This is a genomic window from Streptomyces sp. HUAS YS2 (assembly GCF_033343995.1).
In the GTDB taxonomy this organism is placed as follows: Bacteria; Actinomycetota; Actinomycetes; order Streptomycetales; family Streptomycetaceae; genus Streptomyces; species Streptomyces solicathayae.
On record NZ_CP137573.1, the window covers coordinates 1,277,596 to 1,292,948 of the forward strand.

A 15,353-nucleotide genomic window follows, 5' to 3' on the forward strand; every position below is an offset into this window, starting at 1 on the left:
CCATGGAGAAGACTCTCGCTCCGCCGGAGGCCCGGCCCGCACCGGGCTCCATCCGTACCCGCTCCGGCGGCTCGATCGAGGTCCACCCGCTGACCTGCACCATCGGCGCCGAACTCACCGGTGTGAACCTCGGCGACGCGTCGCGCGACGACGACCTGTTCGCCGAGATCAAGGCCCTGCTCCTCACGTACAAGGTGCTCTTCCTGCGCGACCAGGACATCACCCGCGCCGAACACCTCGCCTTCGCCGGACGCTTCGGCCGGCTGGAGGACCACCCGGTCGTCGGCAGCGACCCCGACCACCCCGGCCTCGTACGGATCTACAAGGATCTGGACAGCCCGCCCGAGCACTACGAGAACGCCCTCCACACCGACGGCACCTGGCGGGCGAACCCGTCCATGGGAGCCGTCCTGCGCTGCATCGAGACGCCGCCGGTGGGCGGGGACACGATCTGGGTCAACATGACCGAGGCGTACCGCCGGCTGCCCGAGCACATCAAGACCCAGATCCAGGGGCTGCGGGCGCGGCACAGCATCGAGGCGACGTTCGGCGCCGTCCTGCCGCAGAAGAAGCGGTACGAGCTGAAGACGCGGTTCCCCGACGCGGAGCACCCGGTCGTCCGCACCCACCCCGAGACCGGCGAACAGAGCCTCTTCGTCAACGCCTTCACCACGCACTTCGTCAACTACCACACGCCGGAGAACGTCCGCTTCGGACAGGACTACGCCCCCGGCGCCGGACTCCTGCTGAACTACCTGATCGGCCAGGCCGCGATCCCGGAGTACCAGGTGCGCTGGCGGTGGACGCCGAACAGCGTCGCCATCTGGGACAACCGCTCCACCCAGCACTACGCCGTACAGGACTACTGGCCCGCCGTCCGCCGGATGGAGCGCGCCGGGATCGTCGGCGACAGGCCGTTCTGACCTTCCTTTCCGTCCACTGCGGTCGAGGTGATGACAATGGGGTTTCTCACCACTGCGGAACCCGCGGAACCCGCCCAGGCCAGAACCGGCGCCGGTGCCTCCACCTGGCCCGTGTCGCGCGCGTACGCCTGGGTGGTCTTTGCACTGAGTTTCGGCCTGCTGCTCTCGGACTACATGTCCCGGCAGGTCCTGAACGCCGTCTTCCCGATGCTGAAAGCCGAATGGCTGCTCTCGGACGCCCAACTGGGCTCCCTCAGCGGCATCGTGGCGCTCATGGTCGGTCTGCTCACCTTCCCGCTCTCGCTGTTGGCCGACCGGTGGGGCAGGGTGAGGTCCCTGGTCCTCGCGGCGACGATGTGGAGCCTGGCGACCCTGGGCTGCGCGGTGGCGGCGAGCTACGGCCAGATGTTCGTGGGCCGGTTCCTCGTCGGCGTCGGTGAGGCGGCGTACGGAAGTGTCGGCATCGCCGTGGTCCTCAGCGTCTTCCCGCCCGCCCTGCGGGCGACGCTGTCCGGGGCCTTCATCGCCGGCGGGGCCTTCGGCTCGGTCCTGGGCATCTCCGTCGGCGGCGCGCTGGCCGAGGCGTTCGGCTGGCGCTGGGCGTTCGGGGCGATGGGCGTGCTGGGCCTGGTGCTGGCGGCCGTGTACACCGTCGTCGTCCAGGAGAAACGGCTGGCCCCGGCAGGAAATGCGACGGGGGCCGGAACCCGTGCCGAGGACGGGGCCGGCACCGAGCCCGGCACTCCCGCGGAGACCCGCCTCCGCGTGCTCCTCCCCCGTCTGTTCTCCTCCGTCTCGGTGGTCGGCGCGTACGCCGGCAGCGGGCTGCAACTGTTCGTCGCGGGCGCGCTGATCGCCTGGCTGCCCAGCTACTTCAACCGCTACTACGACCTGCCGACCGCGCAGGCCGGGGCGACCGCGGGGCTCTTCGCCCTCGTGATCGGAACCGGCATGATCGCCGGCGGAATCGTCTCGGACCGGATCAGCCCGCGCGCCCCGATCCGCAAGTGGACCGTCGCCATCGGCTGCAGCGTGGGCTCCCTCGTCCTGCTGACGCTCGCGTTCCGCCTGCCGGCCGGCCCGGCCCAGCTGCTGGTCCTCGCCCTGGGAGCCCTGCTCTGCGCCGGACCGGCCGGGCCGGCGGCCGCGATAGTGGCGAACCTGACCCCCGCGGTCATCGCCGCGACGGCGTTCGCCACGCTCACTCTTGCCAACAGCCTGCTGGGCCTGGCCCCCGGCCCGGCGATCACGGGCATGCTCGCGGACCACCTCGGTCTGCTCGGCGCGCTGCGACTCGTCCCGCTCGTGGCGATCGCGGCCACCGGGGCGTTCCTGATCGGCCGCCACTCCTACGAACGTGATCTCCGCCGTCTCGCCGGGAGCGCCGAGGCGGCGGACCGGAAGAAGACGGAGTCGTCCTCATGAGCCCTGCCACCGCGTCGGTGGTCGTGATCGTCCCCGGCCTGCGCGACCACGTCGAGGACCATTGGCAGACCCTGCTGGCGGACCGGCTCGCCGAGTCCGGGCGCGGCGTCCGCACCGTCCTCCCTCTGACGCGGGACCCCCTGAGCCGCGCGGCCCGCGTCGCCGCGCTGGACAAGGAGGTGGGGCAGGTCGCGGGACCTGTCGTACTCGTCGCGCACAGCGCCGGCGTGATCACCACCGTCCACTGGGCCCAGCGGCACGAGGCCCGCGTACGAGGGGCGCTGCTCGTGGCGCCACCCGACTTCGAACGGCCACTGCCGACGGGCTACCCCACGCCAGAGGTGCTCGACGAGAACGGCTGGACCCCGGTGCCCCGTTCACCGTTGCCCTTCCCCAGCATCGTCGCGGCCGGCTCGAACGATCCCCTGAGCACCCTCGACCGCGTCGCCGGGCTGGCCCGGGACTGGGGCGGCCGCCTCGTGGAACTCGGCGCGGTCGGCCACCTCAACCCCGCGTCCGGACACGGCCCTTGGCCGCGCGCGGAGGAACTGCTCCGCGACGTGGACCGGCTCGGCGAAGGGCCACGTTGAACACCGTCCCCGATGTGCTGCACTCGGCCGAGGAGAACGCTTTGAACGTTCTCCGCCGGATGTTCGCCGATCTGTGGCGGCGACCCTGACTATGCTCGGGCCCGGTCCCAACCGCCCCGCAGCCTGCCGAAGGACGTGACGTGGCCTGATGTCCCTGCCAGTTGCACTCGTTGCCGTCGCGGCCGTCGCTGTCGCAGCCCTTGTCACGGCGTGGCTGCTCCGCCGGTCCTCACGACACACCCCGACTGCCTCGGGCGGCGGACACGCAGCATCAACTACCGAGGCTGTGACCGAAGTTCGACCCGTGTTCCCTCCGGCAGGGCTTCTGGTCCCCGAGGACGTTCTCCGCTGCGCCGGCTCGACGCCCACCGCGATCTGGGACGCGCTCGAAGCCGCGGCGGCGCCGGTCGCCGTCGAGTACCACCCGGTCAGCGAACCCGAGCTCGCGAAGCTCCGGACCATACCCGTGAACGCGGCGGCCCAGCAGGCGTTGGAAGGTGTCATCAAGGCCCTCGACCCGAAGAGCCCGACCTTGTTCCGGGTGGTACTGCCCAAGGGTGCGGAGCTCGTCAAGGCCGCCGGAACCACCGGGTTCAGAGGGTTCTCGCGCACCGGCGGCACCACCGCGCACGCCGTTCTGAAGCCGGTCGCCGCCGGCGGGGCCATCGCGGCGGGGTGGCCGGTACTGGCCGTCGCCGGAACGGTCCTGGCGATCGACATGATGGCCCAGCGTGAACAGCGGGCGCACCAACGCCGAGTCGAAGCCCTCCTGGGCCGCCAGGAGGAGCGTCACTACGTCGAGCGCATCAAGGATCAGCGTTCGGCAGACGCCCAGTTGTCCCGCGCGATCAGCCTGATGCTCGACGGCCACCACCCGAATCTCGAACTCGCCCTGAAGAGCGCGGACGACGAGTTCTATCGCTCCCAGCAGTTCCTGGAGAAGCACCGCGGCGTCGTCGACGAGCTGGTGGAGGACGACGGCAAGGTCGACTACCGCCGTCTGGAAGAGGCCCTGGGCGGGGAGACGAAGGAGGACGACCACTTCGTCCGGGAACTCCACCTGGCCCAAGCGGCGATCGCGATACGCCGCAAGGCGACGCTCGCCGAAGCAGCGGCGGTGGCGCTCGTGGATCCCACCAATCCTTACTCCGCACTGCGGAGGTTCTGGGAGACGCAGGTTCATCAGCTGGAGACCACTGCGGCAGCCGCAACCGAACTGACCGAGAAGCTCGGCCGGCTCGAACTCAAGGGCCGCTGGTACGACACCGACAAGTCGGTGGCGGCCCGACAGGAACGCCTCCGCGCCCGAGTCTCCCCACCTCGGGTCGAGGGCGACACCGAGATCCGCTACGTCACGACGTCGTCCGGCGAGATCCGCCAGGTCCTCCCACCCGAGGAGGCCGAACCCCCGGAGCCCACGGAGGACGCGCAGGACGAGTAGACCTCGTCCTGCGCGCACACGGCTCTGCGACTCAGCGACTCAGCGGCTCAGCGGAGAGCGAGGGCGACGAACTGGGTGACCGCGTCCTTGTCGAAGTTGTCGTCGCTGACGAGGATCAGGGACCGCTCGCCGGAGGGCAGGACGGGGCCCCAGGTCATGCCCTCGGTGTTGTCGACGGTGGACAGACCGAGGGTGTGGAAGTCGGCGACGAGCCGCTTCCGCATGGGGACGACGGGCCGGTCGACGAGGGAGTCCATGGCCTGCACGTCGGTGGCTCCGCGGGTGGTGGCGTCGTAGAGGCGGATCTTGTAGCCGGAGCCGGCGACCCAGGTACGTTCGAGGACGAGGTAGCGGGCGGGGTCGTCGGGGAAGGCGAGGATCGACGGTACGCCGGTGTCGGGGCCCCACGGGCTGGTCGGGTCGGACTCGGCGAAGATCTTCTCGATCGGGTAGGCGAACTGTCCGAGCACCCGGCCGGCGCGGGTCTGCTGCGTGACGCGGACGAGCGCGCCGTGCGTGAGGTCCGGCACCGGGCCGTCCTGGACGAGGGGGCCTTCGATCGCGCTGGTCACCACGGTGCCACGGGCGCCGAAGGTGAGCGCCTCGACGGCCTGGTTGCGGCGCGGCCCGCGGTCGGCGGTGATCGTGTAGTTCTCCGGCAGCCGCAGGCGGCCGCGGTGGCTGCCGTCGGGATCGGAGATCTCGACGGACGGCTGGATGACCGGCGGGCCGGCGACGGGGGGCCGGTCCCCCTCCTGGCCCCACCAGTAGCGGCACTTGAGCGGGTCGACGCGGATCTCCTCCGGGTCGATGGCCTTGCCGTCCCCGAGGGCGGGCGACGGATAGACCGAGCCGTCCGGCTGGAGGAGGGGGCGGGTCCCGGTGAAGTCGACGCTGTGCACGCCGTCGGTGTCGACGTCGAGGCGCGCGGTGTAGACGCGCGCGGGCTGGAGGAAGGAACGATCGTCGCTGATGAGGACGTACTCGCCGGTGCACCGATCGCGGTCGATGCCGGAGAGGCCGCCGACGGTGGTCCCCAGGAAGTCGAGCTTGTACGGCACGATCTTCTCGCCGAGCAGGCGCGCCTGCGCCGCACGCTTCGACTCCGGCGCGGGAGCGCCGGGTTGGGGCGCGGCGGCCACCGCGGGGGCGAGCGTGGACGTGAGGAGCAGGGCCGCGGCACAGGCACGGCGGATCAGGGAGGCACTCATGCCGATGATCATGGCCCCGCCCGCGTACGCTCCGCAGTCACCCGTGCGGGTATTACCCCCTACGCCTGGCCACTCCCCCGCCAAGCGGACCAACACCGGGATGATGATCACCCCGGCCACACTCCCCCGGCACCCGTGCAAGGCGAGTAGGTCTCGTCGGGGACGTACGGCGGCGGGGGCGCGGTCGCCCGGCGAGGCGCGGCCGGGCCGTGATCGGTGCCGCCTACGGTTGACGGAAATGCGCCATTCGTCCCGGAGGTCCCGTGCTCCGTCAGCAGCCGAATAAGCCGACGCGTCCCGGGGAGGCCATCGCGCCTCCGAGCGGGGCCGCAGTCGTGACCGCCGTCGCCGCCGTGACCCTGCTGGTGATGATTCTGGGTGCCCTGTCTCAGTCCCCGGTGTGGCTTCTCGGCCTCCTCGTGTTCCTGCCGGGGGCCGCGTCGGCGCTGTGCACCGTACGCCAGACGAAGTTCGTGTTCGCGTGGACCGTGCTCGTCGTCATCGTCACCGTGCTGATCCGGGACGGTGACGGACGGCCGTGGCTCGACAGGATCCTCATGGTCCTGCTCACCCTCGTCCTGGGTGCGGCCTCCGTCTATGCGTGCCGGCGACGCATCGGTCGCGAGCAGGAGATGATCCGGCTGCGCTCCACGGCCGCCGCGATGCAGCGCCACATCCTGCGCCAACTGCCCATGCTCACCGACGACGTCCTGGTGAACGGCGTGTACGAGCCCGTGCAGGAGGACCGTCTGGTCGGAGGAGACATCTACGACGTCGTCGACTCACCGTGGGGGACCCGGGTGCTGATCGGCGACGTCCAGGGAAAGGGCCTCCCGGCCGTCGGCGCGGCGTTCGCCGTCATCGGCGCCTTCCGTGCGACGGCCCACCGGGAACCCACCCTGACCGCGCTCGTCGATGCCCTGGACGCCGCCGTCGTACGGCACAACTCCTATGCCGCGCAGACCGGCGACGACGAACGGTTCGTCACCGCGCTCATCGTCAACATCGACGCGGGTGCGGAGGCCCAGGCCATCAACTGCGGCCACGTCCCGCCACACCTGCTGACCGACACCGGCGTCACGACACCGGCCCTGACGTCCGGTGTCCCCCTCGGTCTCGCGGACCTCGCCGGCGAACCCGCGACGGTCGACTGGTTCGTCTTCCCACCCGGCGCGACCCTGCTCCTCACCACGGACGGCCTCACCGAGACCCGCGCCCCGGACGGCGCGTTCTACCCCCTCTCCGAAACCCTCACCCAGCACGTGTCCCTCTCCCCCACCGCCCTGCCGCGCACGCTCTACGACGACGCCCGCGCATTCGCCGGCGGCGGCGACCGACACGACGACGTGGCAGTACTGACCGTGCGCCGCTCACCGCATCACTGAGCCGTCTCAGGACCGACGTCCCGGCCGGGCCGCGCACGCCGACCAGCTGAAACCCTCACACGCACCGCGCCATGTCACCGGCGGTTCTCGAGGTGGGCGAAGACGACGAGATTCTCGGTGTAGTCCTTCGCCTCGCGGTCGTACGGCCCCGCGCAGGTGATGAGGCGTACCAGCGCAGCGGGGGTGTCCTCGTAGACGCGCTCGTCGGGGAAGTCGTCCTTCCGGAAGGTCTCCACGGAGTCGACGACGAAGCGAGCGGTGGTGCCGTCCGTGCGCTGCACCTCGAAACGGTCACCGGAGCCGAGTTCCCCGAGCCTGGCGAAAACGGCCGGCGACGTGACGGTGTCGAGGTGGCCCGCGACAACGGCGGTTCCCCGCTCCCCGGGGGAGGTTCCCGCGGCGTGCCAGCCGACCAGATTCGTGTCGTCGGCCGGGGGCGGCTCCAGTGCACCCGAAGCACCGATCTTCAGGGCCGTGAACGGCGCGTCCACACCGATCTCGGGAATCCTCAGACGTGTCGGAGCCGATCGCGGCATGGCCGGACCGGCCGATGCGGGGGCGACCTTCTCCCGGGTCGCTCCCGCGGCACTGTCCACGCGTGCCGGAGCGGCAGGCGGCCTCGCCGGAGGGGCTTCATCGTCCGCGGCCAGACCCGGCCCGAAGAAGAACAGCAGGGCGGCCAGGACGACCGTCCAGAACACGGCGGGCACGACCCACCGCGGAAAGCGCCGCACCGCTGTCGCGCCGGCAGGGGGGTCGGGTCGGGTCGTCACACCAGGGCCTTTCGAATGCGGGCAGGACAGCGGGGGGAGAGAGACAGAGACCGTGGCCGTCACCAGGAGGTGACGGCCACGAGCAGGCGGTTCGCACTAGACGACGCCGGCGGCCTTCCTGCGGCGGTGGAGGACGAACGCGGCGAGTCCTCCGACGACCAGTACTCCACCGGTCACGTTCACGCTGGTGTCCGCGAGGCCACCACCGCCGGTGTGCATGCCGCCCTTCGGCTTGTCCTTCTCCCAGCCGCCGTCCTTGCCCTTGTCCTTGTCCTTCTCCTTGGACCAGTCGTTGTCGTTGACGAGCGAGAGCGCCCCGGAGCCGGTGTGCACGCCGCCCTTCGGCTTGTCGTGGTCCTTCTTCTCGTGGTCACCCTTCGACCACTCGTCACCACTCACGAGAGACAGCGCACCAGAACCGGTGTGCACGCCACCCTTCGGCTTGTGATGGTCCTTCTTCTCGTGGTCACCCTTCGACCACTCGTCACCACTCACGAGAGACAGCGCACCGGAGCCCGTGTGCACGCCACCCTTCGGCTTGTGATGGTCCTTCTTCTCGTGGTCACCCTTCGACCACTCGTCACCACTCACGAGAGACAGCGCACCAGAACCGGTGTGCACGCCACCCTTCGGCTTGTGGTGGTCCTTCTTCTCGTGGCTGCGGGACGAGCTGTCCTTGTCCCAGTCCCCTGCTGAGTTCGCGTACGCACCGGGTGCGGAAATGGCCAGGGAGCCGGCGGCAGCCACGGCGGCGAAGAGAATGCGGGCAGAGCGCATCGTTGACTTCCTTCCGTCGTCTGCGCCAGCTGACTCACTGTCCGCTTACCCTGCGCAGCGACATGCTCCACCGTCAGTTACCAAGGGCCTCGCTACCACTTGAGGTAGTGCATCCGAGCACGGTCGCGCCCGCATGGGTGAGTGATGGCCGTGGCCGGGGGTCGCCGCCGGTGCGGGTGACGGGTTGTGCGCTCATCCGCACGCGGCCTCCGTGGCCGCACCATGAGGCGTCGGCCGACAGCGCCGAAGTCCCGCGCTCGTCGGCGTCGGTCAGCGTCGTGCCCGCCGATAGGCGATGAGCAGGCCCAGGACGATCCCGACGAGGAGGGTGCCCGCGAGGACGGTCCACAGCGGGAGCGTGACGTCGGCGACCCACATTCGGATCGTGATCGAGCCGGTGTTGGCGGCGATGAACCAGATGGCGAGAGCCGCGAGCACGACGAAGCCGATGGTACGCAACCGGACGGCGCGCCCTTGGACCGTCAGGGTGGAGTGCTCATGCACTTTCGCTGCGTTTCGTGCCATACGTCCAGTATGAGTCGATCAACTTCCGGCAGTCGACCCAGGGCCGGGGCAGCCCAGGGTTACCGCACAGTACGACCAGCCGTCCCACTCTCGGCGACGACCTCGGCGGGCCGAGGGCTGCGCCGCGGGTGCGCGAGCGGATGGGCGCGGAAGCCCCTCGTCAGGCGGTGTTCCTGGCGACGAAGTCCGCGATGGCGTCGGCGCCGCCGGGGAGGACGCCTTCGCCTACCGACGCCCACGCACCGGCGGCCCCGCCCGCACCTCCGCCCCGGCGCCGCAGAGGCCGGCCTGCACGAAACGCGGACTTCGCCGCCGAACCGGAACCGGCCGGAGCCGCCGCGCCAGGTCAGCGAGGGCTGAGGAGGCAGAACTCGTTGCCCTCCGGGTCGGCCAGGACCGTCCAGGAGATCGCGGACTGGTCGATACCGGGGTCGGTGGCCCCCAGGGCGCGCAGTCGGGCTTCCTCTGCTTTCAGGTCGTCACCGGGGTAGGGGCGGACGTCGAGGTGGACGCGGTTCCACACGGTCTTGGTGTCGGGGGTGCGGACGAACTCCAGGTAGGGGCCGACGCCTTCGGCGGAGCGCATGGTCGCGTGGTCGTCGGCGACCTCGTGCAGCGTCCAGTCCATCGCCTCGCCCCAGAACCGGGCCATCTCCCGTGGGTCGGCGCAGTCGACCACCACCGCGGCGATCGGCCCGGTGTCCTGGTAGATCGCGCGGGGCTCCAGGACGCAGAACTCGTTGCCCTCCGGGTCGGCCAGGACCGTCCAGGGGACGTCACCCTGACCCACGTCGGCAGGCGTCGCGCCGAGATCCTTCAGGCGCGCGACCAACTCCGCCTGATGGGCGGTCGAGACGGTGGCCAGATCGAGGTGCACCCGGTTCTTCACCGTCTTGGGCTCCGGGCGGGCGACGATGTCGATGCAGACGGCCACCGCGTCGGGGTAGGCGAAGCCCACGGGTTCGAGGTTGGTCACGCCGGGTCCCTCGCTGTCGACACCCCACCCGAGTGCCTCCGCCCAGAACCGGCCGAGCGCGGAGTCGTCCTGGGCCTTCATGTTGATCTGCACGAGTCGTGTTGCCATGCCGCAGATCCTAGAAGCTGCCGCCGGCCCAGGCCGCCGCGATGATCTTGCCGTGGGCGGCCCCGGCGAAGTCCCGGGGGCACCCGCGCCGGCTCACCTACCCCTGCGTCGCTTCGTCCAAGGCCTGCTGGGCGATGTCTTCCAGCACGACCTGCGGGTCGGCGGACGGGGCGACGGCCTTGCCGATGTTCCGCTTGATGGTGTTGCTGACCTGCAGCCAGGACGGTTCGTTGACCGGGTAGAGCTGGGCAGTGCGCAGTGCGGTCAGGAACTGCTCGGCGCCGTGGTCCGCCCCCGCGTCCTTGGAGGCCCGGGAGGCGGACACCGTCGAGGGCAACAGGTGGTAGCGCGCGGCGAACTCGATGAGGTTCTTGTCCTGGTAGACGAAGTCCAGGAACGAGGAGACCAGTTCGCGGTTGTCGTCGTGCTTGAACGCCATCATCCAGTCGGCCACTCCCACCGCCGGCGGGGTCTCCCCGTCGCTCAGCGTGTCCGACACCGGCATGCTCTGGGTGCCGACCTTCATGCCCTTCGCCCTCGCCTCGTGGAGAAGTGAGGGGTAGCCGTTGACCATGCCGACCTCGCCGCGCAGGAAGGCGGCGAAGGCGTCCTCGCGGTTGAGTTCGGCCGGCGGGACCGGGCCGGTCAGGGCGGGCCCGACCAGGTTGTCCTTGATCCAGCGGAACGTCTGCGCGTTCTCCTGGGAAGCGATGTTGTAGCCGCCGGTGCCGTCCGTGTACCCCCCGCCGTTGCTCAGTTCCCAGATCAGGGCTTCGGCGTGCGCCTCCTCGGGACCGAGCGGCAGGGCGTACGGATAGAGCACGCCCTCCTTCTTCAGCGCCTTGGCCGCGCTCTTCAGGTCCGACCAGGTCCTCGGCGGCTTCGCTCCGGCCTTGTCGAAGAGCTCCTCGTTGTAGACGAGCAGCCGGCTGCTGGCCACGAAGGGCAGGCCGTAGAGGGCGTTGCCGACCGACCCCGCCTCTGCGAGCGGCGGCAGGAAGTTCGCCTCCGCCCTGACCGGCAGCAGCTCACTGGCGGCGTAGAGGCGGCCCTGCGCGGCGAAGTCGGAGTACGCACCCATCAGGGCCACGTCCGGGGCGTTGTTCTCCTTGACCATGCGGGTGACCTCGCGGTCGACGTCGGCCCACGGGTAGAGCGTCACCTCAACCTTCTTGCCGGGGTGGGCGGCGGAGAAGGCGGCGGTCAGCTTGTCCCAGTACGCCTTGGAGCTCGTCGCCGTGCTGTCGCCGTACTCGGCGGCCACCAGGCGCAGCGTCGTCCCTCCGTCGCTCCCGGACAAGCCGCAGGCGGTGACGAGGGAGCCCAGTAGTCCGAGTGCGGCCACGGAGGCGGTCGCGCCGAAGAGTCTTGGTCGCACGGTTGTTTCCTTTTGCTTTCCTTGGATGGTGCGTCCGGGATTCTCTCCTGGCCCGCGGGCAAATTGCGCCCCCTACCCGACGGTTGTGCCCTTGCTCCAAGTAGGCCGGTTCCCGCTGGTGTTTTCCGATATGCCGACGCTGATTCCGACGCGCGTAGAACCCTCCATGGCGTCGAAAGCGACTCCCGTCCGGAGCATTGACGAAAGAACGCGGCGCCCGCGGTGAGTGCCGCACCGCCGACGCACCCCCGGCGTCGCGCCCTGCGCCCGGGTGACCGGGCGGCGCGACCAGGCCCCGCCCGGCCGATCAGGTGGCCTCGCCCCATCCCCCGGCTCCGCCCACGCGCGCAGGGCCAGGTTGTACGTCGCCCGGGGATTCAGGAGCAGAACTCCACCCGGCCGGGCTCCCAGCCCGGCACCTGGTCCAACGCCCGCAGCACCCGGTCGCGTCCCGTCCCGATCGACGTCACCGCTCGCCCGCGAGGTCGAGATCGTCACTGCGCGTCGCGACGACGACCTCCGCGGGCCGAGCGCTGCGCCACGGATGCGCGATCGGATGGGACACCCCGCGCCACCAGGGGTCGGTGGGCAGCTTGCCCGCGGGCTCGAAGGGCTGGCCGGGGCGCGGCAGGGCCACCGCCTGGGCCGCCTCCCCGGCCTCGTACTTCGTCCACTCCCCCGGCTCCGCCCACGGGTGCGGAGCCAGGTTGAAGGTGCCCCAGTGGATGGGCAGCAGGACGCCCGCCGGGGCGCCGCCCTGGAGGTCGAGGTGGGCGCGGACGCCCTCGGCCGGGGTCATGTGGATGTCCGGCCAGAACTCGGAGTACGCGCCGATCTGGATCATGGTCGCGTCGAAGGGGCCGTGCGCCGCGCCGATCTCCTGGAAGCCGGGGAAGTAGCCCGTGTCGCCGCTGTGGTAGATCCGGTGCTCGGGACCGGCGACCACCCAGGAGGCCCAGAGGGTGTGCTGCTGGTTGCGCAGGCCGCGGCCGCAGAAGTGGCGGGCCGGGGTCGCGGTGAGGGTCAGGTCGCCGATCTCCGTCGACTCGTTCCAGTCGAGCTCGCGCAGTCGGCCGGCCGACACGCCCCAGCGCTCCAGGTGGGCGCCGACGCCCAGCGGGACGACGAAGTACGTGTCGCTCGACGCCAGCGCCTTGATCGTCGGGAGGTCGAGATGGTCGTAGTGGTCGTGGGAGATCACCACCGCGTCGACCGGGCCCATCGCCGCGAGCGGCAGCGGGACCGGGTGCAGGCGCTTGGGGCCGACGAAGTCGAACGGGGAGCAGCGGTCGCCCCACACGGGGTCGAAGAGGATCCGGTGGCCGTCGATCTCGGCGAGCACGCTCGAATGGCCCATCCAGGTGAGCCGCAGCCCGGACACCGGGGGCTTGGCCAGGTCCGCCAGGGTGGTGGGGTGCACCGGGATCGTGCCCGTGGGGGCGCGGCGGACCCGCGCCTCCTTCTCGAAGTAGATCTTGGCCATCTCGACGGCCGTGGAGCCGGAGGGGCGGTGCTGCGCGGACACGGGGTTCTGGAACACGCCGTCCGCGAAGTTCGGCGAGCGGCGGATCCGTTCCATCCGCTCTCCCGCGGGGTCGGCGCCGAACGCCTCGGGCCGCAGCGAGCGCAGGCGGGCACGCAGGGAAGGAGCGGAGTCAGCGCCGGCCACGGCACCTCCTGGGTCTCGGGATTCCATTATGAACGGGTGGTACGAGAACGCGGCCCGGGCGGCGTGAACCGAGTGGACCGCTACCAGGGCAAGGCCGCAGGGGTCGGAAGAATTCCGCGGCCCGGTTCCACCGGCGGTTCCGCCGCCGATGCCCACGCCGCCCCACACGGCGCCGAAATATCCCTCATACCCTTCTGACCTGCTGGTTCTCCCCTTCTCAACGGCCGCCGCGACCCCCTCCGCCGTTTGACAGACCCCCGCGCCGTCTCGAATACTGAACCAGCATTCAGTAAGCCCCGAGGAGCACTTTTCATGAGCAGCGCCCCCCTCCTGTCCGTCGACTGGACCGATCACGTCACCGGTCGCCGCGGGCACCTGGTGGTGGACCGGCTGGTACGCGGTGTGGCCAGCGGCGGCCTGCGCATGCGGCCCGGCTGCACGCGCGCCGAGGTCGCCGGGCTCGCCCGCGGCATGACGATGAAGGAAGCCCTGCACTACGACCCCGAGGCGCGGTACGTCCCGCTGGGCGGCGCCAAGGGCGGCATCGACTGCGACCCGCGCGACCCCGACGCGTACGGGGTGCTGGTCCGCTACCTCCTGGCCATGCGTCCGTTCGTCGAGCGCTTCTGGACCACCGGCGAGGACCTCGGGCTCACCCAGGACCTCGTCGACCGCGCCGCGGCCGAGGCCGGGCTCGTCTCGTCCGTCCAGGCGGTCTTCCCGCTGCTCGACGACGAGGCCGAGGCCCGGCAGCGGCTCGCCGACGCCTTCGCCGTCGAGGTCGACGGCATCGGCCTGGACGCGCTCGTCGGCGGCTGCGGCGTCGCCGAGTCCGTGCTCGCCGTGCTGGACCGGGCCGGCGAGCCGTACGCGGGGGCCCGGGTGGCACTCCAGGGCTTCGGCACGATGGGCGGGGCGACCGCCCTGTTCCTCGACCGGGCCGGGCTGCGGATCACCGCGGTGGCCGACGAGCGCGGCACCATCGTCAATCCGGCGGGGCTCGACGTGCCCGCGCTGCTCGCGGCACGCGACGCGTACGGCACCGTGAACCGCGGCGCGCTGCGGCCCGGCGACCGCGAGGAGGCCGGGTACGCCTGGCTCTCGGCGGACGTCGACGTGCTCGTTCCGGCGGCGGTCTCGTACGCCGTGGACGCCGGGAACCAGGCATGGATCACGGCCCGCTGGATCGTCGAGGCGGCGAACATGCCGGTGCTCCCCGAGGCCGAGGAGTTGCTCACCGCCCGCGGCGTCACCGTCCTGCCCGACGTGGTGGTCAACTCCGGTACCAACGCCTGGTGGTGGTGGACGATCTTCGGGGACGTACGGGCCGACGCGGACGAGGCGTTCGCGTACACCCGGAAGTCGCTGCGGGAGCTCGTCGGGGACATGCTGGACCGGGCCGACAAGGACGGCACCACGCCCCGCGCGGCGGCCCACGCACTGGCCGAGGACCGGATGGCGGCGATCGCCGAGCGGTACGGCTGGTACTGATCTGCCGCCGTCGTCGGATGATCATGACCGTGTCATGTGCTGTGTAAGGTGGCGGCGTGGCAAGAGTGCGGTTGAACGTGGCGGAGCGGCGTGAGGAACTGCTGCGGGCCGCCGTCACCCAGATCGAGGCGCGGGGCGTCACCGCCGTGCGGATCGCGGACGTCGCCGCCGATCTCGGCGTGAGCAACGCTCTGGTGCTGTACCACTTCACCACCAAGGAGAAGCTGGTCGCGGAGGCGTTCGCGTACGCCGCCGAGAGCGACCTGGCCCACCTGCGCAAACTCCTGGGCCGACGCACCTCCGCCGTACGGCGGCTGCGCGCGGCCGTCCGCTGGTACGCCCCCACCGGGCAGGCCAAGGGCTGGCGGCTGTGGATCGAGGGCTGGGCGGTGTCCCTGCGCGAGCCGGCACTGCGCGAGGTCGCGGGCGACCTGGACCAGCAGTGGAAAGCCGAGCTGACCGCGGTGATCGCTCAGGGCGCCGCGGCCGGCGAGTTCCCGTGCCCGGACCCGGCCGCCGCGGCGTGGCGGCTGACCGCGTTCCTCGACGGACTCGCCGTGCAGATGACCTCCTACAGCGGCTCGCTCTCCCGCGCCGCCATGCTGGAGTGGGCCGACGCAGCGCTCGCCCGCGAACTGGGCCTGCCCGCCGACCATCCCGGCTGATCCTGTCCTTCGGGAC

Annotated in this window: 14 protein-coding genes; 7 read left to right on the forward strand and 7 right to left on the reverse strand. The window is 71.1% G+C overall.

Annotation, left to right across the window (positions count from 1 at the left end; all coding sequences use genetic code 11):
- Positions 1-2: 2 nt before the first annotated feature.
- From R2D22_RS05885 to R2D22_RS05900, 4 genes are all read left to right on the forward strand, one after another.
- Positions 3-923, forward strand: a complete 921-nt coding sequence (locus tag R2D22_RS05885) for a TauD/TfdA dioxygenase family protein (protein ID WP_318101703.1) — start codon at positions 3-5, stop codon at positions 921-923.
- 36 nt (positions 924-959) lie between these two features.
- On the forward strand, positions 960-2,348 hold the full coding sequence (locus R2D22_RS05890) for an MFS transporter (protein WP_318101704.1): 1,389 nt from the start codon (positions 960-962) through the stop codon (positions 2,346-2,348).
- On the forward strand, positions 2,345-2,938 hold the full coding sequence (locus R2D22_RS05895) for an RBBP9/YdeN family alpha/beta hydrolase (RefSeq protein ID WP_318101705.1): 594 nt from the start codon (positions 2,345-2,347) through the stop codon (positions 2,936-2,938). The genes R2D22_RS05890 and R2D22_RS05895 overlap by 4 nt, the downstream gene beginning before the upstream one ends.
- A 304-nt stretch (positions 2,939-3,242) precedes the next feature.
- Positions 3,243-4,379: a hypothetical protein gene (locus tag R2D22_RS05900; RefSeq protein WP_318101706.1), complete on the forward strand. Its 1,137-nt coding sequence runs from the start codon at positions 3,243-3,245 to the stop codon at positions 4,377-4,379.
- A gap of 47 nt (positions 4,380-4,426) precedes the next feature.
- On the opposite strand, the gene R2D22_RS05905 is transcribed toward R2D22_RS05900, so the two are convergent.
- A complete protein-coding gene (locus R2D22_RS05905) occupies positions 4,427-5,590 on the reverse strand; it encodes an esterase-like activity of phytase family protein (protein ID WP_318101707.1) in 1,164 nt (387 codons plus the stop codon).
- A 335-nt stretch (positions 5,591-5,925) separates the two neighbouring features.
- Here R2D22_RS05905 and R2D22_RS05910 point away from each other — a divergent pair, with 335 nt between their 5' ends.
- Positions 5,926-6,975 carry a PP2C family protein-serine/threonine phosphatase gene (locus R2D22_RS05910; RefSeq protein ID WP_318101708.1) on the forward strand — a complete coding sequence of 350 codons (1,050 nt, stop codon included), beginning with the start codon at positions 5,926-5,928 and terminating at the stop codon, positions 6,973-6,975.
- Positions 6,976-7,049: 74 nt separating this feature from the next.
- Here the strand turns inward: R2D22_RS05910 and R2D22_RS05915 are convergent, their stop codons facing one another.
- The 6 genes from R2D22_RS05915 to R2D22_RS05940 form a co-directional block, all read right to left on the reverse strand.
- On the reverse strand, positions 7,050-7,685 hold the full coding sequence (locus R2D22_RS05915) for a class F sortase (protein WP_318101710.1): 636 nt from the start codon (positions 7,683-7,685) through the stop codon (positions 7,050-7,052).
- 159 nt (positions 7,686-7,844) lie between these two features.
- Positions 7,845-8,525, reverse strand: coding sequence for a hypothetical protein (locus R2D22_RS05920; protein WP_318101711.1), 681 nt, complete (start codon positions 8,523-8,525; stop codon positions 7,845-7,847).
- 270 nt (positions 8,526-8,795) lie between these two features.
- Positions 8,796-9,050, reverse strand: coding sequence for a lipopolysaccharide assembly protein LapA domain-containing protein (locus R2D22_RS05925; protein ID WP_318101712.1), 255 nt, complete (start codon positions 9,048-9,050; stop codon positions 8,796-8,798).
- A gap of 346 nt (positions 9,051-9,396) precedes the next feature.
- Positions 9,397-10,134 carry a VOC family protein gene (locus tag R2D22_RS05930; RefSeq protein WP_318101713.1) on the reverse strand — a complete coding sequence of 246 codons (738 nt, stop codon included), beginning with the start codon at positions 10,132-10,134 and terminating at the stop codon, positions 9,397-9,399.
- 97 nt (positions 10,135-10,231) lie between these two features.
- On the reverse strand, positions 10,232-11,512 hold the full coding sequence (locus tag R2D22_RS05935) for an extracellular solute-binding protein (RefSeq protein WP_318101714.1): 1,281 nt from the start codon (positions 11,510-11,512) through the stop codon (positions 10,232-10,234).
- A gap of 466 nt (positions 11,513-11,978) precedes the next feature.
- The gene (locus tag R2D22_RS05940; RefSeq protein ID WP_318101715.1) at positions 11,979-13,181 is read right to left on the reverse strand and encodes an MBL fold metallo-hydrolase; all 1,203 of its coding nucleotides are present in this window, start codon (positions 13,179-13,181) and stop codon (positions 11,979-11,981) included.
- 312 nt (positions 13,182-13,493) lie between these two features.
- Between R2D22_RS05940 and R2D22_RS05945 the strand changes: the two genes are divergently transcribed.
- Both R2D22_RS05945 and R2D22_RS05950 read left to right on the forward strand, forming a co-directional pair.
- On the forward strand, positions 13,494-14,672 hold the full coding sequence (locus tag R2D22_RS05945) for a Glu/Leu/Phe/Val dehydrogenase dimerization domain-containing protein (RefSeq protein WP_318101717.1): 1,179 nt from the start codon (positions 13,494-13,496) through the stop codon (positions 14,670-14,672).
- A gap of 56 nt (positions 14,673-14,728) precedes the next feature.
- Complete coding sequence (locus tag R2D22_RS05950) at positions 14,729-15,337, forward strand: TetR/AcrR family transcriptional regulator (RefSeq protein ID WP_318101718.1); 609 nt, start codon at positions 14,729-14,731, stop codon at positions 15,335-15,337.
- Positions 15,338-15,353 lie beyond the last annotated feature (16 nt).

Coding starts and splice junctions, on each gene's coding strand:
- R2D22_RS05885 (WP_318101703.1), top strand. CDS start 3: ATGGAGAAGACTCTCGCTCCGCCGGAGGCCCGGCCCGCACCGGGCTCC.
- R2D22_RS05890 (WP_318101704.1), top strand. CDS start 960: ATGGGGTTTCTCACCACTGCGGAACCCGCGGAACCCGCCCAGGCCAGA.
- R2D22_RS05895 (WP_318101705.1), top strand. CDS start 2,345: ATGAGCCCTGCCACCGCGTCGGTGGTCGTGATCGTCCCCGGCCTGCGC.
- R2D22_RS05905 (WP_318101707.1), bottom strand. CDS start 5,590: ATGAGTGCCTCCCTGATCCGCCGTGCCTGTGCCGCGGCCCTGCTCCTC.
- R2D22_RS05920 (WP_318101711.1), bottom strand. CDS start 8,525: ATGCGCTCTGCCCGCATTCTCTTCGCCGCCGTGGCTGCCGCCGGCTCC.
- R2D22_RS05925 (WP_318101712.1), bottom strand. CDS start 9,050: ATGGCACGAAACGCAGCGAAAGTGCATGAGCACTCCACCCTGACGGTC.
- R2D22_RS05930 (WP_318101713.1), bottom strand. CDS start 10,134: ATGGCAACACGACTCGTGCAGATCAACATGAAGGCCCAGGACGACTCC.
- R2D22_RS05945 (WP_318101717.1), top strand. CDS start 13,494: ATGAGCAGCGCCCCCCTCCTGTCCGTCGACTGGACCGATCACGTCACC.